The following is a 20,481-nucleotide window of genomic DNA, read 5'->3' as shown; positions in this document are numbered from 1 at the left end:
TTCTAACTTAACTTTCTTTTTTGCCTGAAACCAGTGATTTAACGGGTTCAAAGCTGGTTCGGTGAATTGGGGTAACTCCTAGTTTTGTGAGGCCTTCCAGGTGTTTAGCTGTTCCATATCCTGCATTAGCAGTAAAATCATAGCCAGGGAACTGCTGATCGTATTCCTTCATCAATTCATCACGTGTCACCTTGGCTACTATAGAGGCTGCTGCAATTGAAAGGGAATTAGCATCACCTTTGATGATGGAAGTTTGTGAAATGGGCAAATCCAGTTTCATGGCATCTATCAAAAGGTGCTCAGGTTGAAGACTGAGCTGGGAGATTGCTTCCCGCATGGCTAGTTTGGTTGCTTCATAGATATTGACTTGGTCAATGACCTGATTATCCATGATACCAATGCCGATTGACAGGGCTTGGTTTTGAACGGCTTGGAAAATTTCCAGATGTTTCTTTTTAGGAATTTTCTTACTGTCGTTGAGATTTTTAATCTTACAATTTTTAGGTAAAATAACGGCTGCAGCGACTACAGGTCCAGCCAGAGGACCACGGCCGACCTCATCAACACCTGCTATTAAGGCCAATCCTTGCTTATAAAGTTCTTTTTCATAGGAAAGCATAGATTCCAAGCGCAAATTTTCATCTAATTCAGCTTGGATGGCTTTCTTACGCTTGCTGATTTCCTTTTGAACTCCAGAGCGAGTATCCTTTTCGAGTTCTAAAAAAACAGGGCTTTCTAAATCCTTGACTGTTGCAAGGAGTTCTTTGATTTCTTTAATCGTCGCCATCGAGGTCTTCTAATGTATCTAAGGTATAGTTACCGAGTTTGCCATCACGGACTTCCTTCACGAAGAGACTGTAAAAACGGTCATAGTCGTCTCGGAAACCGAGGGCACGTGTCATATCCATAATAATAACTGGCGCTTCTTCTTCTATCTTCATTTGTTTAAAACGTTCAGCTAGCTTATCTGGATAATGTTTTTTAAAATAATTGAGACCAAAAATGGTCACCTCATCCATAGGAAGCAACTGGTCTTTGATAGCTCCAGTCAAGGCTAGTTTCAGTGCAACAGTTTCATCCTCAAACTTAGGCCAGAGAATCCCCGGTGTATCCAAGATTTCCAGGTCTTTATTGGTTTTGAGCCATTGTTGCCCCTTGGTAACACCTGGTTTATTGCCGACAACGGCAATTTTTTTACCAGCCAAACGGTTCATGAGAGTAGATTTACCAGCGTTTGGAATCCCAATAATCATAGTACGCAAGGTTTCAATCTGAATCCCACGTTCTTTCTGACGAGCAATCTTATCAGCCATGAGCTTTTTGGCTGCATCTGTTACAATTTTTACAGTTACTTGCTCTTTGGAGTTAATAGCCAGAGTCTGGATTCCTTGTGATTCAAAATACTGACGCCATTCTTTGGTTATTGCTGGATCGGCCAAGTCTGCCTTGTTTAAAATCAAGAGTTTTGGTTTGCCACCAACAATCTTGGTCAACATAGGATTTTGACTAGATAGAGGTAAGCGTGCATCCACCAAAATCGTCACAAAATCAACAAATTTTAAATTTTCCTGAACCTGTCGACGCGCTTTAGACATGTGTCCAGGAAACCATTGAATAGTTGCCATTGAGCTTTTTCCCTTTCGTAGCAAGGGTTTAGAGACCCTATTTTATTTTACTATCGTTTGAACATAAAATGAATGATGTTCAAACAGTTCTTGTTTAATTACATAGAAATCTACTTTATATTATATCATGACTTTCTTATTTTGTCCGATGATAGCCCTTTAAGCTCCCTGAATAGAAAAAGAAAGGACGAAATTTATCCTTTCTCGATCTTAGCTGACTTCAACCCACTACAGTTGACAAAGAGCCTTTAATTTTAAAGACTTTTTCCAGCCTCTTTTATATATCTGTCAATGGTGTTGCGGTATCTGGTGAAGTATCATAAACCTTAAAGTCTACTCCAACTCCCAGATCAGCTTGTGCTAGCTGGTTGACCATGGTCATGTGAGCTAGCTCCTTGATATTGTTCTCCTTGGACAAGTGACCAAGATAGATTTTCTTAGTGCGATTTCCTAGCGTCCGAATCATAGCTTCAGCACCATCTTCATTAGAAAGGTGACCGAGATCCGATAGGATTCGTTGTTTGAGCCGCCAAGCGTAAGAACCTGCTCGCAAAATCTCTACATCGTGGTTGGACTCGATAAGATAGCCATCCGCATTTTCGACAATTCCTGCCATACGGTCACTGACATAACCTGTATCTGTCAAAAGGACAAAACTTTTATCATCTTTCATAAAGCGATAGAACTGCGGTGCGACTGCATCATGGCTTACACCAAAACTCTCGATGTCGATATCTCCAAAAGTTTTGGTTTTGCCCATTTCAAAGATATGCTTCTGAGAAGAATCCACCTTGCCAAGATACTTACTATTTTCCATAGCTTGCCAAGTTTTTTCATTGGCATAAAGATCCATACCATACTTGCGAGCCAAAACTCCCACACCGTGGATATGATCTGAATGCTCATGGGTAATCAAGATGGCGTCCAAGTCTTCTGGTTTGCGATTAATTTCAGCAAGTAGGCTAGTAATCTTTTTACCAGACAAGCCTGCATCCACTAAAAGCTTCTTTTTTGGTGTTTCCAGATAAAAGGAATTTCCACTGGAACCCGACGCTAAAATACTGTATTTAAAGCCTGTTTCACTCATTCTAGTCTTCTACTTCATCCTCCCATACTTCTTCTTTCACTGCATCCTTATCATAAGGGAGCACAATTGTGAAAGTTGATCCCTTACCGTATTCACTCTTGGCCCAAATAAAGCCATTATGTTGTTTGATAATTTCTTTGGCAATAGACAGTCCCAGACCTGTCCCACCCTGGGCACGACTTCTAGCACGATCCACACGATAAAAACGGTCAAAGATGCGTGGTAAATCCTGCTTAGGAATACCCAAACCTTGGTCTGAGATGGATAAAATCATCTGATCATCAGTTGTTTTCATGGTCACTGTAATTTTCCCACCATCTGGAGAATACTTAATGGCATTGTTAAGAATATTATCAATCACCTGTGTCATCTTATCTGTATCTATCTCTATCCAGACTGAGGTAATTGGGTAATCTCTCACCAGTTCGTATTTCTTCTCTTCATCCTGCCCTCTTATCTGATCAAAACGGTTGAGGATAAAAGTAATAAAGGCAGTAAAGTTAATCAGTTCCACATCCAGATGACTGGTCGCATTGTCAATCCGAGAGAGATGAAGGAGGTCAGTTACCATGCGCATCATACGATTGGTTTCGTCTAGAGATACCTTAATAAAGTCTGGTGCTACGGTTTCACACAAAGCTCCCTCATCCAAAGCTTCAAGATAAGATTTAACACTGGTTAAGGGTGTCCGTAACTCATGGCTAACATTGGAAACAAAGAGTCTCCGCTCGCGTTCTTCCTTCTCCTGCTCAGTCGTATCATGCAAAACAGCAACCAGACCCGAAATAAAGCCAGACTCTCGACGAATCAAAGCAAAGCGAACACGAAGGCTCAGATACTCACCGTTAGCATCCTGGGAATCAATGATGAGCTCAGGAATTTGGGTAATCAAATCACGAAGTTCATACTCATCTTCAATCTTAAGCAATTCTAGAATACTTTTGTTGAGAACATCTTCTTTCTGAACACCTAACTGTTTCTTAGCCATGTCATTAATCATGGTAATCTTCCCACGACGATTGGTCGCAAGGACTCCATCCGTCATGTAAGAGAGGATACTGTGTAATCTTTTACTCTCTTGTTCCAGATTTTCTTGAGTCAACCGAATTACTTCTGATAAATCATTGAGATTATTGGTAATATTAGTGATTTCAGAGCTTCCCTGCATATCCAATACCTGAGAATAATCTCCTGCAATCAAGTCTTTTACCTTTTGATTGATTTGCTTCAACCGAATATTATCCCGACGATTTTCTAGCAAGATCAAGGTCACGACTAAAATAAAGCCAAGTAGAATGAGGATAAAGATAAAATCACTGGTTAAAACTGTGTCTTTAATTAGTTTAATCATTATTTCTCATATAATAACCAACACCGCGACGTGTTAGGATATACTCCGGACGACTTGGTGTGTCTTCAATCTTCTCACGCAAACGTCTGATAGTTACATCAACTGTTCGAACATCTCCAAAATAATCATAACCCCAGACAGTTTCAAGCAAGTGTTCACGCGTAATCACTTGACCAATATGAGACGCCAAGTGGTACAAAAGCTCAAATTCACGGTGAGTTAAGTCTAGTTCTTCACCGTATTTCTTAGCTACATAAGCATCTGGCACAATCTCCAAGTCCCCAATTTGTAAAGGCTGAGTTTTCTTTTCATCAGACTCCTGATTATCTACAGAAGTCAAATCTGTACGACGGAGAAGAGCTTTGACACGCGCCTGCAACTCACGATTTGAGAAGGGTTTGGTCACATAGTCATCCGCCCCAAGCTCTAAACCAATGACCTTATCAAATTCGCTGTCTTTAGCTGACAGCATGATAATAGGTACACTACTGGTCTTGCGAATAGTCTTAGCAACTTCTAAACCATCAATTTCTGGAAGCATCAAATCCAGAATAATAATATCTGGCTGCTCTGCTTCAAATTGTTCTAGCGCTTCACGGCCATTAAAAGCAGTTACAACCTCGTAACCTTCCTTGGTCATATTAAACTTGATAATATCCAAGATTGGTTTTTCATCATCTACAATTAATATTTTTTTCATTTGTTCACCTTTTTCTCTACTATTATACCAAAAAAATGACAAGAAGACACAATAGCTAGTCTTTGCTCTTGTCTAAGTTGTCTTGTGCATAAGCCTGCCAGATTTTTTGTTGGGGTTTGGCAAGTGGGTAATTCTGGAACTCTTCTGGTGAAAGCCAGCGAACCTCCCTATCTGAAAAATCATGGAAATCAGTCACCTGACCTGCTACAATTTGAACATGCCATTTACGATGGCTAAAGACATGCTTGACAGTCTCAAAATAAACATCAAGCCAATCAACATCTAGGTCATAGTCCTGCTGGAAACTCTCTTCTGGACTGGGTCCAAAATTCACACTTTCTTCTGCAACCTGATGAAAGAGGTCAAACTGCTCCTCTTGCAAAAACTCATCTACTTCTATCAAGGGAAAATGCCAAAATCCAGCTAACAACTTTTCACTTTCATTTTTTTCAAGTAAAAATTGCCCCTGAGCATTTTTCACAACTAGTGCTTTTAGATAAATGGGAACTGGCTTTTTCTTTGGAGCCTTAATTGGATAACGGTCCATGCTTCCATTGTGATATGCCGCACTAAAGTCCTTCACTGGACTCTCTTCTGGCCTAGGATTTACAGGAGCCTCAATATCTGAGCCTAAGTCCATCAAAGCTTGGTTAAAGTCGCCAGGACGATCCGGATCAATCAAGATTTCCATCATCGCCTGAAAAATTTTGCGATTACTTGGAATCCCAATATCATGGTTGACTTCGAACAGACGGGCCAAAACACGCATAACATTACCATCTACAGCTGGCTCAGGCAAGTTAAAAGCAATACTGGAAATCGCTCCTGCAGTGTAAGGGCCAATCCCTTTCAAACTGGAAATTCCTTCATAGGTATTTGGAAATTGACCACCAAAGTCAGTCATAATCTGCTGGGCTGCAGCCTGCATATTGCGTACTCGAGAATAATAACCCAAACCTTCCCAAGCCTTCAATAAACGCTCTTCAGGAGCCGTTGCCAAACTTTCCACTGTTGGAAACCAATCCAAGAATCGTTCATAATATGGAATAACTGTATCCACTCTGGTCTGCTGGAGCATGATTTCAGATACCCAGATATGATAAGGATTTTTACTTCTACGCCAGGGTAAATCTCGTTTATTTTCATCATACCAAACGAGAAGTTTCTCACGGAAAGAAATGATCTTCTCCTCAGGCCACATGACGATACCGTATTCTTTCAAATCTAACATATCTCTAGTATAACACAGAAGATTTCACCTGTCTTTGTATCTGATTTATAATATTTTCAATAGATAGTATATAACTTTTCTATCTACTTATACTCAATGAAAATCAAAGAGCAAACTAGGAAGCTAGCCGCAGCTGTACTTGAGTACGGCAAGGTGAAGCTAACGTGGTTTAAAAAGATTTTAGAAGAGTATAAAAACTCAGCACTATTAGAAAATAACGAAAATGCTGGTTGACATCATCCTAAAACAAGTGAAAAAAAATAGTGTTTGCCCCAAAGCAACAAAAAAGCCTATCACACAAGCTCAAATGCTTGATATGATAGGCTTTTCAAAGGCTGATTATTTAACAGCGTCTTTAAGAGCTTTACCAGCTTTGAATGCTGGAACTTTAGAAGCTGCAATTGTGATTTCTTTACCAGTTTGTGGGTTGCGACCTTTACGTGCAGCACGCTCACGAACTTCAAAGTTACCAAAACCGATCAATTGAACTTTTTCACCAGCTGCAAGGTAATCAGCTACTGCTGCGAATACAGCTTCAACTGCTGCTGCTGAGTCTTTCTTAGTCAATTCTGTAGCTTCTGCTACTTTAGCGATCAAATCTTGTTTGTTTGCCATGTTAATGATTCCTCCAAATTAATTTCTAATTAACAAATATAATCATATCCTAAAATCCCTTATAGGTCAAGTTAAAAACGCTGTTTATTCGCATTTTCTTTATTTTTTTAGGAATGGTAACGTACCAAAATAGCCCACGCATTCTCGCCTGTATGAGTCTGAATAATAGAACCGGTTTCTAAAACAGAAATTGGTTTTTCAACATAGACTTGTAAACTTTCTTTCATTTCTCTCGCCAAGTCATCACTACCTGAATATGAAATTCCAATCTCTGCTACAGCACGTTCAGAGAGCGATATTATCAACTCATCCAACCATTTTTTAAAGGTTTTAGCACCGCGACCTTTAACCATTGGCTGCAATTCATGGTCTTTCATTTGCATGACAACACGGATATTGAGAAGTGAGCTCAACAATCCAGTTACACGGCCAATTCGTCCACCTTTTACTAGATTTTCTAGAGTAGAAACACCAATATAGAGCTCCGTATGTTTTTTTACATCTTCTACATGAGCTAAAATCGTCTCCATATCTTTGCCTTCTTGTGCTAATTTCGCAGCCTCAACAACTTGGAATTTCAAGGCTTGGTCAGTGAAGGAGCTATCAATAACTGTCACGTCGGCAGTAGATAGACTGGCACCTTGGCGCGCTGCTTCTACAGTACCAGAAAGAGCATGGGACATATGAATAGCAAGAATCTGGCTACCATCCTTGCATAGGTCTTCAAAAACTTCAGCGAAGACACCTACAGGCGGTTGACTTGTCTTAGGAAGGTTCTTACTTGCTTGCATCAACTGAAGAAATTTACCTTCTTCTTTCAAATCAGCATCAGAATAAACAACATTATCAATCATTACAGATAATGGAACAATTGTAATATCTAATTGTTTTACGAGTTCTGGTTCAATAGTAACAGATGAATCGGTTACAATCTTAATTTTTGTCATAGTATCAATCTTTCTATTTTAGGATTCAGATTGTTTTTCTCACTTCTAATTATATCAAAAAAAGATTAAAAATCCTAATGGAGTCAATCAAATTTTCCGTAAAAATTTGATATAATCAACTTATAAGAAAAGAGGTGTCCTATGATTAAAAAAATTTACCCCATTTTTACCATTTTACTAGGTGCTGCTATTTATGCTTTTGGACTGACTTATTTTGTAGTTCCCCATCATCTCTTTGAAGGAGGGGCGACAGGTATTACCCTCATCACCTTTTATCTTTTTAAAATCCCTGTTTCACTCATGAACCTGCTGATTAATATTCCCCTTTTCATCCTAGCTTGGAAAATATTTGGAGCAAAATCTCTCTATTCTAGTTTGCTTGGAACCTTAGCTTTGTCCGCCTGGTTGGCTTTTTTTGAGCGTGTTCCCCTTCATATTGATCTTCAAGGTGATTTACTAATCACAGCTCTTATAGCGGGAATTCTATTGGGAATTGGCCTCGGAATTATCTTTAATGCTGGAGGTACAACTGGCGGAACTGATATTCTAGCTCGTATTCTCAATAAATACACTCATATATCCATGGGGAAACTGCTCTTTATCTTAGATTTTTGTATTCTCATGCTTATTCTCCTAATCTTTAAGGACTTGAGATTGGTTTCCTACACGCTCTTATTTGATTTTATCGTTTCTCGTGTCATCGATTTGATTGGCGAAGGCGGCTACGCAGGTAAAGGATTTATGATTATCACAAAACGTCCCGACCAACTTGCTAAAGCGATTAATGATGACCTTGGGAGAGGAGTTACTTTCATCTCAGGTCAAGGCTACTATAGTCAAAAAGATTTGAAGATTATCTACTGTATTGTCGGAAGAAATGAGATTGTGAAAATGAAGGAAATGATTCATCGAATCGATCCTCAAGCTTTTATAACTATTACAGAAGCTCATGAAATCCTCGGAGAAGGCTTCACCTTTGAAAAAGAATAAAAGAGGTAGTGTAGTGACCTCAAAAGTTAGACTAATTCATCTACCTTTTGGGTTACAAACAACCTCTTTTTTAATTATCCAAACTCTTAAGACCAATTCCGAGCTACTTCTTCATCTGCCTTTAACTGATCCACTAATTGCTCAACTGAGTCAAATTTGGTCATGTCTCGAATGCGGTCAAGCCAATAAACCATGACGGTTTCCCCATAAATATCTTGATTAAAATCAAAAATATTGACTTCAAAACGGGCTTCTTCTCCATCAAAGGTCACATTTTTCCCAACACTAGCCATAGCACGATACTTCTGTCTTTGAATCTCAACATCAACGACATAAACGCCATCTGCTGGCATATAAGTACGATCTAAAAGCACCAAATTAGCTGTTGGATAACCAATCGTACGACCACGAGCATTGCCATGAACCACCATACCTCTTGATGGAAGCGGTGCCCCCAAAAGTTCTCCTGCTTCTTTCACATTTCCATCTAAAATAGCTTGACGGATACGAGTTGAACTAATCTTTCCTTTCTCATCTTCTACAGGTGGAACGATAATGACTTCTCCATCAAAGTAATCCTTTAAGTCTTCTGCCGTTTTTTGGTCAGAACCAAATGTATAATCAAAACCTGCAACAATAATTTTAGCATTCATAGCCTTGATATAAGTTGCAAAAAATTCTTCTGCCGTAAGACTAGCGAATTGACTACTAAAATCAAGGAGATATAATTCTTCTACACCTTCTCGTTTTAATTTTCTTTCACGTTCAGCAGGATTCAAAATATGTAAAAACAAATCAGGATTATAAGGCTCTAAAGCGATTTTTGGAGATTCATTAAAGGTCATAACGACGATAGGCAATAAATCCTTTCTCGCAGCCTTATTGGCAACACGAAATAATTCTTGATGCCCCTTGTGTATACCATCAAAATAGCCGAGAACAACGACTGAATCAGATGGTGTGCCAATATCTTTTTGGTTTTTTATAGGAATAGTAATAATCATAAAATAATTATATCATAGTGATAGCTATTTCTGGAACAGAAAATCTGAAATGTCGTTTTTTTAACCTGAAGTGTACCATTTTTACAAAAGGAAGTATCCTGCAACAAAAATGAGTGATTGACATTCTAAATTTTTCCCAATTTAGAATCATTTTTGAGGAAAAATTAATAGTTATAGTGAAATAAAATCTGAACAAATGAATTATGAAATTAAAATTAATTTCTAACATTTTTTAGAAATCAAAGCGTGTTATTCCAACTTCAATCCACTATAAACGAGGCTGGGAAAAAGTCTTTAAAATCAAAAAACGCATAATATCAGGTATTGAAAACTTGATACTATGCGTTTTATTGTAGGAAGATTTATTTCATTTATTACTGAGAGTTTTTTCCCCAACCTCTTTTTTTACTTCCTTTCATGAACCAACCACTACTACTTTCTCTTTATCAAGCTTCAAGCTAATACTTAAGACCTAATTTGAACAAGTTTAAAAAATATCAAAAAGAAGTTTGATATTGAGAATGGTCAAGATGATTGAAACTGCGTAACCTAGGATTGTGTTCCACTTGGCATTGGTGAATTCTCCCATCAGTGACTTCTTAGAGGTCAGATAAATCAAGGGGAAAATTGAAAACGGAAGAGCGATTGAAAGAAAGACCTGCGAATAGACCAATAACTGATCCAAGGTTTTTTCTTGATGTCCAAATAAGACGGCAACTATAATCACAGGGAGCAAGGCAAAAATCCGTGTACCGATACGGATAAGCCACTGAGGCAATCTTAGATGTAAGAAACCTTCCATGACAATCTGTCCTGTCAAAGTGCCTGTAATGGTCGAATTTTGACCACTTGCTAAGAGGGCTAGAGCAAATAAAGTTGACAGAGTTGAGCTGGCTATCACTCCTGCTATTGTCGAATCCTGTAAAGCATTGTACATTTGGGAGAATGCCGAAATTTCAGATGCATGACCAAAAAAGAGAGAAGCACCTAAAATAAGAAGCAAGGAATTGACAATAAAGGCTAAGGACAACTGAAGATTTGAATCCCAGGTCATAAAGCGCACTGCTTTTCGGACGTCCTTCTTATCTTTGTGATTGATTTTCCTTGTTTGCGATAGGGATGAATGAAGATAGAGGTTATGGGGCATGACTGTCGCTCCTACAATCCCTAAAGCCAAGGTCAATTGACTCTCATGTCCCGGCAGGGGACTTTCAAATAAAGTCGAAGTCGGTAAATAACCACCAAAGATTCCCTGAACACTTGGATTGGATAAAGCAACCAGATAAGAAAAAATACCTAATATAGTTAAGATAAGAGTCGTAACAATAGCTTCAATCTTCTTGAATCCAAACTTCATCAACAAAAGCAAAAGAAATACATCTAAAACGGTTAAGAGGATAGCGACCATAATCGGTATTTTAAACAAAAGATTTAAGGCAATCGCTGACCCTAAAACTTCAGCCAAGTCTGTCGCCATTAAAGCTAATTCTAAAATCACCCACAGACTATAGCGAAGCCATTTGGGAGCATGATGTGCAGTTGCCTGTGCTAGGTCCATCTTAGTTACGATACCGAGCTTTCCAGCCATCTGTTGTAGCTGCATGGCAATGATGGAGGAAATCAAAATAACAAATAAGAGACTATACTTGTAAGAAGCGCCACCAACTACACTGGTAATCCAGTTCCCAGGATCCATATAACCAACTGCTACAAGAGCGCCAGGTCCTAAAAATGCTTTTAGATTTTTCCAAAAATGATTGTTATTTGGAGTCTCAATAGATTGATTGATCTCAGAAAGAGAGACTTTTTTATAAGAAGACATAGGAATTTTACACTTTCTAATCTGTATTTACTTTTTTTAATGGATTTTTTGAAAAAATGATGAAAATAGTTTTCTATTCCTAATCCATTCTTATTATATCACATTTTAGAATGATTCTCAAGGAAAGCATGATAGTTGAAATAAGCAACACCAATCATGACCACCCGTCTAACGGGTGGTTTGAACCAGGGCTATAAGCCTAAATTACCAGCCAGCGCCTAAAGACGCTGGCTTTCACGTTGTTCAAGCCTTATTGCTCTTGACTCGTCACTTGCCTCTTAAAGAGGCTTTAGTATTACTTACCACTATCCCTAAAGGGATCCTCATATTCTTTTACACTCAATTTATCTAGTGCTATATCATGCTTTACTCGTTTTCAAATTTTCATACTCGTGAAGAAATCATCCACTGGATAATTTCTTTAATCTTGAATATACTTCTTAATTGTGGCTTCATTAAGCCCTACTGTGCTTACATAATAAGCTTCCGCCCAGAAATGCTGATTCCCAAACTTGTACTTGAGGTTGGCGTGTTTGTCAAACATCATGAGTGCACTTTTACCTTTTATAGTAGATTGAATCTACAATAGTACGCCATGGTTGCTAAAATATTTCTATACATTAATTTGACTTTCCTAATCAATTTGTTCACATCTTATTTCAATCTACTATAATATTGTAAAAGCCAGCGTTTTCTGACGCTGGCTTTAAAACTGTGAAAATTCTTTCTCAACTAGATCGCTTCTGTGACAAAACTACGGCTTTCTAGCACCTTGAGCATGGCATCTGCCGTGTCTAGGGCTGTAAAGAGTGGTACACCGTGTTCAATGGCTGAACGACGGATTTGCTCACCATCTTCGTCAGCAGTTCGTTTGGTTCCGACAGTATTGATGATCGCTTGGATTTTTCCCTTACGGACATAGCTTGGGATATCCTGTTCATCGTCACCAATCTTACCAACAGGTTGAGCTTCGAGTCCATGACTGGCAAAGAAGGTTGCTGTCCCTTCTGTCGCGAGGATTCCATAGCCAATATTTTGGAAACGACGAGCCAAATCCAAGGCTTCTTCTTTTGCATCATCAGCGATAGTAAATACAACGTTACCAAAGGTTGGCAAGTGTAAGTAAGAAGCTTCAAAAGCTTTATAGAGAGCTTTTTCCAAAGTCGTATCAGAACCCATAACTTCACCTGTTGACTTCATTTCAGGACCAAGTAAGCTGTCTACCTTAGCTAGTTTGGTGAAGGAGAAGACAGGTGCCTTAATATGAACGCGGGTGCTTTCAGGGTAAAGTCCATCTTGGTAGCCAAGTTCTTCAAGTTTTTGACCAAGAATGAGCTTGGTTGCTACTTGAGCCATAGGGATATTGGTCACTTTAGAAAGAAATGGAACCGTACGGCTAGCACGTGGATTGACCTCAATAACATAGACTTTTTCATCCTTGATGACAAACTGGATGTTCATCATACCAAGGCAGTTAAGACCGATTGCTAGGCGTTTAGTATAGTCTGCGATTGTTTCTTGCACCTTTTGCGATAAGGTTTGTGGAGGGTATACGGCCATTGAGTCACCTGAGTGGACACCTGCACGTTCGATATGCTCCATGATACCAGGAATGAGGACATTTTCTCCGTCTGAAATGGCATCAACTTCACACTCTTGCCCAACGATGTAAGAGTCAACAAGAACTGGGTGGTCTGGACTGGCCTTAACAGCGGTACGCATGTAAGAACGAAGGTCTTCCTCATTTTCAACGATTTCCATGGCGCGTCCACCCAAGACATAGGATGGGCGAACGAGGACTGGGAAACCAATCTTGCGAGCTGCAAGCACTGCTTCTTCTTCATTGGTAGCCGTTTGTCCTGGTGGCTGAGGAATATCTAAGTCTTTAAGAGCTTGCTCAAAGAGGTCACGGTCTTCGGCACGGTCTAGATCAGCAACCTGTGTACCAAGGATGGGCACACCTGCTTTTGCCAATGGCTCCGCAAGGTTGATGGCTGTTTGACCACCGAACTGAACGATAACACCCTTTGGTTGCTCCAACTCAATGACGTTCATAACATCTTCGAATGTCAATGGTTCAAAGTAGAGCTTGTCAGATACAGAGAAATCTGTAGAAACGGTCTCTGGGTTTGAGTTCATGATGATAGCTTCGTAGCCAGCCGCCTGAATAGCCTTAACAGAGTGAACAGTGGCGTAGTCAAACTCAACCCCTTGACCGATACGGATTGGACCAGAACCCAGAACTAGAACGGATTCCTTATCAGACTTGATAGACTCATTTTCCCAACCATAGGTTGAATAGAAATATGGTGTTTCAGAGTCAAACTCTGCCGCACAGGTATCAACCATCTTGTAGACTGGGACAATCTTATTTTCCAAACGAAGTTGACGAACTTGGTCAGCTGTCGTTTCCCAGAGTTCAGCAATCTTACGGTCTGAAAATCCATTAAGTTTGGCAGTTTTCAAAACTTCAAGATCTTGTGGATGGGCACCCAACTCCTGCTCAATTTCAAAGATGTGCAAGAGTTTATCAAGATAGAAGATATCAATCTTGGTCAATTCAGCAATCTCTTCAGGTGTATAACCACGGCGAATGGCTTCTGACACATAGAAGAGACGGTCATCTTGGGCTTTGACAACTTTTTCAATCAAGGCATCATCAGAAACTGCTGCAAGTTCTGGCATTTCATTGTGGTGCACCCCAATTTCAAGGGAGCGGCAAGCCTTAAGGAGAGATTCCTCGATGTTACGACCAATCGCCATGACTTCTCCAGTCGCTTTCATTTGGGTACCAAGACGACGTTCTCCCTTTTCAAACTTATCAAATGGGAAACGTGGAATCTTGGCAACCACATAGTCGAGGGCTGGCTCAAACATGGCATAGGTTGAACCTGTAACTGGATTGATCACCTCATCCAAGGTCAAGCCAACCGCAATCTTGGCAGCTAACTTGGCAATCGGATATCCTGTCGCCTTAGAGGCAAGGGCTGACGAACGCGATACACGAGGGTTTACTTCGATAACATAATACTTAAAGCTATGTGGATCAAGTGCCAGCTGAACATTACATCCACCTTCAATCTTGAGGGCACGAATGATGCTCAAGCTCGCGTCACGTAGCATTTGGTTTTCATAGTCTGACATGGTTTGCGCAGGGGCAAATACAATGGAATCCCCTGTGTGAATCCCAACTGGGTCAAAGTTTTCCATGTTACAAACAACTAAGGCATTGTCAGCTGAGTCACGCATCACTTCGTATTCGATTTCCTTGAAGCCAGCAATCGAACGCTCAATCAAACATTGGGTAACAGGTGACAATTTCAACCCATTTTCAGCGATTTCACGCAATTCTTCCTCATTGGCACACATACCACCACCAGTACCACCAAGGGTAAAGGCTGGACGGACGATGACTGGGTAGCCAATTGTTGCTGCAAAGGCAACTGCTTCTTCGACTGTGTTGACAATTTCAGATTCAGGAACTGGTTGGTTGAGCTCCTCCATCAATTGTTTAAAGAGATCACGGTCCTCCGCTTGGTCAATAGCAGATAATTTAGTTCCCAGAAGCTCAACTCCAAGCTCATCTAGGATACCATTTTTAGACAATTCCATGGCCATATTGAGCCCTGTCTGACCACCAAGGGTTGGAAGCAAGGCATCTGGGCGCTCCTTACGAAGAATACGTGTCACAAACTCAAGTGTAATCGGTTCGATGTAAACCTTATCCGCAATCTCCTTGTCCGTCATGATAGTTGCAGGGTTTGAGTTAACCAAAACAACTTCATAACCTTCCTCTTTCAAAGACAAGCAAGCCTGGGTCCCAGCGTAGTCAAACTCAGCAGCCTGACCAATAATAATCGGACCAGAACCAATCACCATAATTTTTTGAATATCAGTACGTTTAGGCATAGTTTATGATACAAAGCCCGTAAAGAACACAGTGAAAATAGGAAACTCGGTGCAGACGCCTTCAGCGTCAAGACGATGTTTATCTTTTTCACACAGTTCTTAGGGCGTGTTCACTTCCGCGAACAATGTATCTTCTCCTTTCTATTCGGCAACTCTCGGATTGCCATTAAATAAATTCTCCGACGATTTTTTAGCGAAACGATACTTTTCGGTAAAAAATCTAGTGCAGGGAGTTTTTAGTTCGCCTGATAGCGACTAAAAGAAACGACCTGCCTTTCTATTTGGCAACTCTCAGGTTGTCATTAAATAAGATACAAAGGACGAATAGAAAGCGATTGAATTTTAGGAAACCAAGGAAGGATTGACAATCCAAATTGGTTTCTCTAAATTCCGAGCTTTCCGTCCGTGTTCAGTTACATAAATTCTCCGACGAGCTTTTACTCGTTCCTAGTTTGATTGTTTAAAAGCTTCCATCATCTCGATAAACTCATCAAATAGGTAGCTTGCGTCATGTGGACCAGGGGCTGCATCTGGGTGATATTGAACAGAGAAAGCAGGTTGGTATCTGTGACGTACACCTTCAACTGACTTGTCATTGATTTCTTCATGGGTAATGATCAAGTGCTCTGGCAAATCCTCACGGCTAACTGCATAACCATGGTTTTGACTTGTAAAATCCACACGTCCTGTAGCAATTTCACGTACTGCGTGGTTGAATCCACGATGACCAAACTTCATCTTATAGGTCTTAGCCCCGTTTGCCATTGCAAAGAGTTGATGCCCCATACAGATACCAAAGATTGGAATTTTTCCTTGCACACCACGAATCATGTCGAGTGCTTGTGGAACATCTTCTGGGTTACCTGGACCGTTTGACAACATAACTCCGTCAGGATTGAGATGGAGAATTTCTTCTGCCGTTGTCGAATAAGGAACAACCGTCACGTTACAGTTACGCTTAGAAAGCTCACGTAAGATTGAGTGTTTGAGACCAAAGTCCACTAGCACCACGCTCAAACCAACTCCTGGAGCTGGATAGGATGTTTTAGTAGAAACCTGCTTAATATTGTCTGTCGGCAATACTGTTGCTTGGAGCTGGTCAGTCACATGATCCATGCTGTCCCCAACATGGGTCAAGGTTGCACGCATGGTACCATGCTTACGAATAATCTTGGTAAGAGCACGTGTATCAATCCCTGAAATACCAGGTATTTTCTTGGCTTTCAAAAATTCATCTAGCGTCATTTGGTTGCGCCAGTTGCTTGCTCTACGTGCTTCTTCAAAAACAACGACTCCCTTACAAGTTGGAATGATAGATTCGTAATCATCACGGTTAATTCCATAATTTCCCACCAAAGGATAAGTAAAGGTCAAGATTTGTCCATTATAAGACTGGTCTGTAATGGATTCTTGGTAACCAGTCATGCCTGTATTAAAAACAATTTCACCAGTTACATCAATATCTGCTCCGAAGGCCTTGCCTTCAAAAACTGTGCCATCTTCTAATACTAGAAGTCTTTTTGTCATATTTTCACCTCTCGTGGACGCTCACTGGCGTCTTTTAACGTCTTGTGTTTTAGTTGGCGTTTCTACTCGCCAGTACGGATTCTAAGATTGCCATTCGAATAAAGACACCATTGGTCATTTGTTGGACAATCCGTGATTTTGGTGCTTCAACCAAGTGGTCTGCGATTTCTACATCACGATTGACTGGAGCTGGATGCATAAGGATTGCTGTTTCTTTCAAACGGTCATAACGTTCTTGAGTCAAGCCATGTTGGGCATGGTAGTCTTCTTTTGAAAAGACAGCTCCACTATCATGGCGTTCATGTTGCACACGGAGAAACATCATGACATCCACCTGATCAATGATTTCATCAATAGTTACAAACTGTCCATAGTCTGCAAACTCTTGACTTCTCCATTCCTCAGGTCCAGCAAAGTAAAGTTCAGCTCCCAAGCGTTTCAAAATCTGCATATTAGATTTGGCAACGCGTGAGTGGTCCAAGTCACCTGCAATCGCAACCTTGAGACCCTCAAAGTGACCAAATTCCTCATAAATAGTCATCAAATCAAGTAAGCTCTGGCTAGGATGTTGACCTGAACCATCTCCACCATTGATGATGGAAGTCGTGATCGTCGGACTAGCAATCAACTCTCTATAGTAGTCAACCTCTGGGTGGCGAATCACACAGACGTCAACTCCTAAAGCAGACAAAGTCAGGATGGTATCATAAAGTGTCTCCCCTTTATTAACTGAACTAGTCTTCACATCAAAGTCAAGTCGTTCCAGCCCCAGTTTAATCTCTGCCACTTCAAAGGACTTATGCGTCCGTGTAGAATCCTCAAAGAAAAGATTGGAAACAATCGGATGGTCTTCATAAGGAAGCTGAGCTCCGTTTTTAAACTCAATTCCTCGCTTGATCAATTTCATGACTTGATCGACAGTGAGGTCTTCCATGGACACCACATGGTTCAATGCTTGTTGATTTTCTGACATGGCTACTCCTTTAGCTTTCTAAGCTTCTTCAGTAATCAGAACTCTGTCTTGGCCATCAAGTTCTGTCATCTCTACGATGATTTCTTCAGAACGACTGGTTGGGATATTTTTTCCAACGTAATCTGGACGGATTGGCAATTCTCTATGTCCACGATCGACTAAAACTGCTAAACTCACGCGCGCAGGACGACCATGACCTACAATATTATCAATAGCAGCACGGATAGTGCGACCTGTATAAAGCACATCATCCACCAAGATAACTTCACGACCTGTTACATCAACAGAAATCAAAGAAGTATCTTCTCCACTTTTAACATCATCACGGAAAGGTTTGGTATCCAATTCCACAACTGGAACTGAAAGATTCTCTAGTTGCTCCAAACGTTCTTGGATTCGGTGGGCGATAAAGACACCACGAGTTTTAATACCAGCCAAGACGATTTTATTCAAATCTTTGTTACGTTCGATAATCTCATAAGTAATACGCGTAATCGCTCGTTTGACGGTTAATTCGTCTACAACTTCTTTTGTCTTCATGACAAACCTCCAAAAAGAAAAGTCTCCTTCTACAAGGAGACTTGAAATGTATAGCCAAGCGAGCCCTACTGCAAACAGTATAGACTTCGCCCTTCTACTTTATCACGCTCCTTGCCTGCCTCACGGGACAGGTTTAAAGGAATATTTAGTTATCAATTACTATAGCACAAAGCGGGCCTAAAATCAAGCAAAAACTTTTGAGGCCCCATCTTATAAATTGCTAAAATCATATAACTGTGGGTACTGGTCACACTCTGGATTTTTAGGATGGCAAATGGCTCTTCCAAAATAAATCATGGCCTGATGAGCTGCTAACCACTGCTCAGGCGGCAAGATATCCATAACCCTCTTTTCCACCTCAAGCGGTGTCGCTGATTTTTTGACGATATCATGGTGTTTGCAAATACGCTCCACATGAGTGTCTACTGCAAAGGCTGGAATCCCAAATCCTACACTCATGACAACATTGGCTGTCTTGCGACCAACACCTGCCAAACTCTCTAATTCCTGACGTGTTTGAGGGACTTGACCATCGAAATCATCTAGTAACTGTTGGGCACATTTTTTTAGGAATTTAGCCTTATTTCGATACAGTCCCAGGCGAGAAATGTGTGAAGCAATCTCACTCTCTGTTGCAACAGACATGGCTTGTGGCGTTGGAAAGGCAGCAAAGAGACCTGGTGTGGCCTTATTTACAGCTGCATCCGTTGTCTGAGCTGACAACATGACCGCAACCAAGAGTTCAAAATGATTGGTGAAATCAAGACTGGGCTTGGCATCTGGAAAAAGAGCAATGATTTCTTCTAACACCTTTCGTGCTCGTTTTTTTGACAAGACCATTATTCGTCTCCATCAAATAGTCCCTGTAAGCCAGCAAAAGGACTGTTTTCTTCTTTCTTAACTGCTTGTTGAGCCTGGTATTCTTCTTCTGTCATGATTTGCCAGTCATTTCCTGAAACAAATCCTTGACCCGCCTCTTCTTCAGCCGTCAAAACCTTGATAGGAATGTTTAATAGGATATTGTCTGACACGCTCTCAGCAAGATCAAGTTCTCCATTTTCGATAGGCAAGACCAAATCATCGTCTAAAACTTCCTGATCTAGTTGGTTAGTTGCTCCTTCCATGAAAACTTCCGTTACTGGATAAGATTCAACTAACTCAACTGGCTCCATACTGCGACTTGAAGCAAGAACAATGGTATAAGATAGTTGATAATCTAAAAAATACATACGGTCTTCGTACTGTACTTTCCCAACTGCAAGGATATCTTTTACATCTAAAATTTCTTTATTGCGTGCACGCAGGTCTGCGGCTAGGTCTAACGTTTGTTCAAAATGCAAGCCTTCAGACTGCTTACGAATTTCTTGAATATTTAATTTCATACTTCCTCCATAAAGATTTATTCTCTTGATTATACCATGAAAAGCCTACAAATCAGCCCACCAAACTTTGTAATTAACATTCGAGTTTTTAATATATTTATCACTATATTTTTTGGTGCTATACTATAGGAAAGAATACATGATAGCAAGGAGGATGCTCATATGGAAGACAAAGCACTGATTAACGAAGCTTACCAACTACTTTCTGAGTTAAATAAAAGCTACCAAAGTTGCAAACAAGGAACATCCGATGATCTTCGACTGCAAGAGCTGCTGAACACTACTCTTAAGGAACTAAAAAAAGCAGAAAAGCTGGACAACAGTATCTTAATCGACCTTGAGAAATTTTACCAACGTACCAGTCTTCTGATTGGACTTGGTAGCCTAAAACTAAACGATCAAGCTCGTGCTGCTTGGCGCAACTATGACAAGTTCCACTACGAACATGTCAAACACGTACTGACTCTCTATGGACCTGTTTTTGGATTTTAGGTAAATTCCCAGACTAACTTCCACCGCTAATCCAAGTGGAAGTTAGTCTGATAAAAATCGTAAAAACCAGTGGAAATCCGTGTCAGGGTAAGTTCCGCTGGTTTTATAGTAGATTGAAACAAGATGTGAATAAATCGATTAGGAAAGTAAAATTAATTTCTAGAAATATTTTAACAGTTATAACGTACTATTCCAGATTCAATCTACTATACTAATGCTTGATTTCATCGCTTTTGTAGCCAAAATGAATCGAAAAAAAGAGCGCACAAAATCCCCTCATCTGAAA

The 20,481-nt window shown here is 40.2% G+C and carries 19 protein-coding genes and 1 pseudogene; 3 read left to right on the top strand and 17 right to left on the bottom strand.

Going from position 1 to position 20,481, the window contains the following annotated elements:
- Positions 1-7: 7 nt before the first annotated feature.
- From FGQ53_RS04015 to mutY, 6 genes are all read right to left on the bottom strand, one after another.
- The gene (locus FGQ53_RS04015; RefSeq protein ID WP_138335955.1) at positions 8-787 is read right to left on the bottom strand and encodes a ribonuclease HII; all 780 of its coding nucleotides are present in this window, start codon (positions 785-787) and stop codon (positions 8-10) included.
- Complete coding sequence (gene ylqF / locus FGQ53_RS04010) at positions 774-1,625, bottom strand: ribosome biogenesis GTPase YlqF (protein ID WP_138335953.1); 852 nt, start codon at positions 1,623-1,625, stop codon at positions 774-776. The genes FGQ53_RS04015 and ylqF overlap by 14 nt, the downstream gene beginning before the upstream one ends.
- A 277-nt stretch (positions 1,626-1,902) precedes the next feature.
- Positions 1,903-2,712: an MBL fold metallo-hydrolase gene (locus tag FGQ53_RS04000; protein WP_000004961.1), complete on the bottom strand. Its 810-nt coding sequence runs from the start codon at positions 2,710-2,712 to the stop codon at positions 1,903-1,905.
- 1 nt (position 2,713) lies between these two features.
- Complete coding sequence (gene vicK, locus FGQ53_RS03995) at positions 2,714-4,063, bottom strand: cell wall metabolism sensor histidine kinase VicK (RefSeq protein WP_138335949.1); 1,350 nt, start codon at positions 4,061-4,063, stop codon at positions 2,714-2,716.
- Positions 4,056-4,763 (bottom strand): response regulator YycF, encoded by a 708-nt coding sequence (gene yycF, locus FGQ53_RS03990; protein WP_138335947.1) that lies wholly within the window; start codon positions 4,761-4,763, stop codon positions 4,056-4,058. The genes vicK and yycF overlap by 8 nt, the downstream gene beginning before the upstream one ends.
- A gap of 55 nt (positions 4,764-4,818) precedes the next feature.
- Entirely contained in the window at positions 4,819-5,994 is a 1,176-nt protein-coding gene (mutY, locus tag FGQ53_RS03985) for an A/G-specific adenine glycosylase (RefSeq protein ID WP_138335945.1), read from the bottom strand.
- 96 nt (positions 5,995-6,090) lie between these two features.
- Between mutY and FGQ53_RS11730 the strand changes: the two genes are divergently transcribed.
- The gene (locus FGQ53_RS11730) at positions 6,091-6,228 is read left to right on the top strand and encodes a hypothetical protein (RefSeq protein ID WP_171019073.1); all 138 of its coding nucleotides are present in this window, start codon (positions 6,091-6,093) and stop codon (positions 6,226-6,228) included.
- A gap of 105 nt (positions 6,229-6,333) precedes the next feature.
- On the opposite strand, the gene FGQ53_RS03980 is transcribed toward FGQ53_RS11730, so the two are convergent.
- Positions 6,334-6,609: an HU family DNA-binding protein gene (locus FGQ53_RS03980; protein WP_001284637.1), complete on the bottom strand. Its 276-nt coding sequence runs from the start codon at positions 6,607-6,609 to the stop codon at positions 6,334-6,336.
- 107 nt (positions 6,610-6,716) lie between these two features.
- The gene (locus tag FGQ53_RS03975; RefSeq protein WP_138335943.1) at positions 6,717-7,556 is read right to left on the bottom strand and encodes a DegV family protein; all 840 of its coding nucleotides are present in this window, start codon (positions 7,554-7,556) and stop codon (positions 6,717-6,719) included.
- A 141-nt stretch (positions 7,557-7,697) separates the two neighbouring features.
- On the opposite strand from FGQ53_RS03975, the gene FGQ53_RS03970 reads away from it, so the two are divergent.
- Positions 7,698-8,546: a YitT family protein gene (locus tag FGQ53_RS03970; protein WP_138335941.1), complete on the top strand. Its 849-nt coding sequence runs from the start codon at positions 7,698-7,700 to the stop codon at positions 8,544-8,546.
- Positions 8,547-8,632: 86 nt separating this feature from the next.
- Here the strand turns inward: FGQ53_RS03970 and FGQ53_RS03965 are convergent, their stop codons facing one another.
- From FGQ53_RS03965 to FGQ53_RS03925, 9 genes and pseudogenes are all read right to left on the bottom strand, one after another.
- Complete coding sequence (locus FGQ53_RS03965) at positions 8,633-9,550, bottom strand: bifunctional riboflavin kinase/FAD synthetase (RefSeq protein ID WP_138335939.1); 918 nt, start codon at positions 9,548-9,550, stop codon at positions 8,633-8,635.
- Positions 9,551-10,037: 487 nt separating this feature from the next.
- Entirely contained in the window at positions 10,038-11,372 is a 1,335-nt protein-coding gene (locus FGQ53_RS03960) for an Nramp family divalent metal transporter (RefSeq protein ID WP_138335937.1), read from the bottom strand.
- A 295-nt stretch (positions 11,373-11,667) separates the two neighbouring features.
- Positions 11,668-11,940, bottom strand: a pseudogene (locus FGQ53_RS03955) (transposase); the annotation flags it as partial.
- Positions 11,941-12,104: 164 nt separating this feature from the next.
- Positions 12,105-15,281, bottom strand: coding sequence for a carbamoyl-phosphate synthase large subunit (gene carB / locus FGQ53_RS03950; RefSeq protein WP_138335935.1), 3,177 nt, complete (start codon positions 15,279-15,281; stop codon positions 12,105-12,107).
- Positions 15,282-15,728: 447 nt separating this feature from the next.
- The gene (locus FGQ53_RS03945; protein ID WP_000166853.1) at positions 15,729-16,808 is read right to left on the bottom strand and encodes a carbamoyl phosphate synthase small subunit; all 1,080 of its coding nucleotides are present in this window, start codon (positions 16,806-16,808) and stop codon (positions 15,729-15,731) included.
- 49 nt (positions 16,809-16,857) lie between these two features.
- Complete coding sequence (locus tag FGQ53_RS03940; RefSeq protein WP_138335933.1) at positions 16,858-17,781, bottom strand: aspartate carbamoyltransferase catalytic subunit; 924 nt, start codon at positions 17,779-17,781, stop codon at positions 16,858-16,860.
- 18 nt (positions 17,782-17,799) lie between these two features.
- Complete coding sequence (gene pyrR / locus FGQ53_RS03935) at positions 17,800-18,321, bottom strand: bifunctional pyr operon transcriptional regulator/uracil phosphoribosyltransferase PyrR (RefSeq protein ID WP_033688918.1); 522 nt, start codon at positions 18,319-18,321, stop codon at positions 17,800-17,802.
- A 210-nt stretch (positions 18,322-18,531) separates the two neighbouring features.
- Entirely contained in the window at positions 18,532-19,161 is a 630-nt protein-coding gene (gene nth, locus FGQ53_RS03930; RefSeq protein WP_138335931.1) for an endonuclease III, read from the bottom strand.
- Positions 19,161-19,703, bottom strand: coding sequence for a YceD family protein (locus FGQ53_RS03925; RefSeq protein ID WP_138335929.1), 543 nt, complete (start codon positions 19,701-19,703; stop codon positions 19,161-19,163). Before FGQ53_RS03925 ends, nth begins: the two co-directional genes overlap by 1 nt.
- Positions 19,704-19,865: 162 nt before the next feature.
- Here FGQ53_RS03925 and FGQ53_RS03920 point away from each other — a divergent pair, with 162 nt between their 5' ends.
- Positions 19,866-20,195, top strand: coding sequence for a helicase BlpT (locus FGQ53_RS03920; protein WP_138335928.1), 330 nt, complete (start codon positions 19,866-19,868; stop codon positions 20,193-20,195).
- The last annotated feature ends 286 nt before the right edge of the window (positions 20,196-20,481 follow it).

Source organism: Streptococcus mitis (genome assembly GCF_005844455.1).
Taxonomy (GTDB): domain Bacteria; phylum Bacillota; class Bacilli; order Lactobacillales; family Streptococcaceae; genus Streptococcus; species Streptococcus mitis_BF.
The sequence above is the reverse complement of the archived record's forward strand: the minus strand, read 5'-3'. Positions and strand labels throughout refer to the sequence as shown.

Coding starts and splice junctions, on each gene's coding strand:
- FGQ53_RS04015 (WP_138335955.1), bottom strand. CDS start 787: ATGGCGACGATTAAAGAAATCAAAGAACTCCTTGCAACAGTCAAGGAT.
- FGQ53_RS04000 (WP_000004961.1), bottom strand. CDS start 2,712: ATGAGTGAAACAGGCTTTAAATACAGTATTTTAGCGTCGGGTTCCAGT.
- mutY (WP_138335945.1), bottom strand. CDS start 5,994: ATGTTAGATTTGAAAGAATACGGTATCGTCATGTGGCCTGAGGAGAAG.
- vicK (WP_138335949.1), bottom strand. CDS start 4,063: ATGATTAAACTAATTAAAGACACAGTTTTAACCAGTGATTTTATCTTT.
- FGQ53_RS03970 (WP_138335941.1), top strand. CDS start 7,698: ATGATTAAAAAAATTTACCCCATTTTTACCATTTTACTAGGTGCTGCT.
- ylqF (WP_138335953.1), bottom strand. CDS start 1,625: ATGGCAACTATTCAATGGTTTCCTGGACACATGTCTAAAGCGCGTCGA.
- FGQ53_RS03975 (WP_138335943.1), bottom strand. CDS start 7,556: ATGACAAAAATTAAGATTGTAACCGATTCATCTGTTACTATTGAACCA.
- FGQ53_RS03965 (WP_138335939.1), bottom strand. CDS start 9,550: ATGATTATTACTATTCCTATAAAAAACCAAAAAGATATTGGCACACCA.
- carB (WP_138335935.1), bottom strand. CDS start 15,281: ATGCCTAAACGTACTGATATTCAAAAAATTATGGTGATTGGTTCTGGT.
- nth (WP_138335931.1), bottom strand. CDS start 19,161: ATGGTCTTGTCAAAAAAACGAGCACGAAAGGTGTTAGAAGAAATCATT.
- FGQ53_RS03920 (WP_138335928.1), top strand. CDS start 19,866: ATGGAAGACAAAGCACTGATTAACGAAGCTTACCAACTACTTTCTGAG.
- FGQ53_RS03945 (WP_000166853.1), bottom strand. CDS start 16,808: ATGACAAAAAGACTTCTAGTATTAGAAGATGGCACAGTTTTTGAAGGC.
- FGQ53_RS03960 (WP_138335937.1), bottom strand. CDS start 11,372: ATGTCTTCTTATAAAAAAGTCTCTCTTTCTGAGATCAATCAATCTATT.
- pyrR (WP_033688918.1), bottom strand. CDS start 18,321: ATGAAGACAAAAGAAGTTGTAGACGAATTAACCGTCAAACGAGCGATT.
- yycF (WP_138335947.1), bottom strand. CDS start 4,763: ATGAAAAAAATATTAATTGTAGATGATGAAAAACCAATCTTGGATATT.
- FGQ53_RS03940 (WP_138335933.1), bottom strand. CDS start 17,781: ATGTCAGAAAATCAACAAGCATTGAACCATGTGGTGTCCATGGAAGAC.
- FGQ53_RS11730 (WP_171019073.1), top strand. CDS start 6,091: ATGAAAATCAAAGAGCAAACTAGGAAGCTAGCCGCAGCTGTACTTGAG.
- FGQ53_RS03980 (WP_001284637.1), bottom strand. CDS start 6,609: ATGGCAAACAAACAAGATTTGATCGCTAAAGTAGCAGAAGCTACAGAA.
- FGQ53_RS03925 (WP_138335929.1), bottom strand. CDS start 19,703: ATGAAATTAAATATTCAAGAAATTCGTAAGCAGTCTGAAGGCTTGCAT.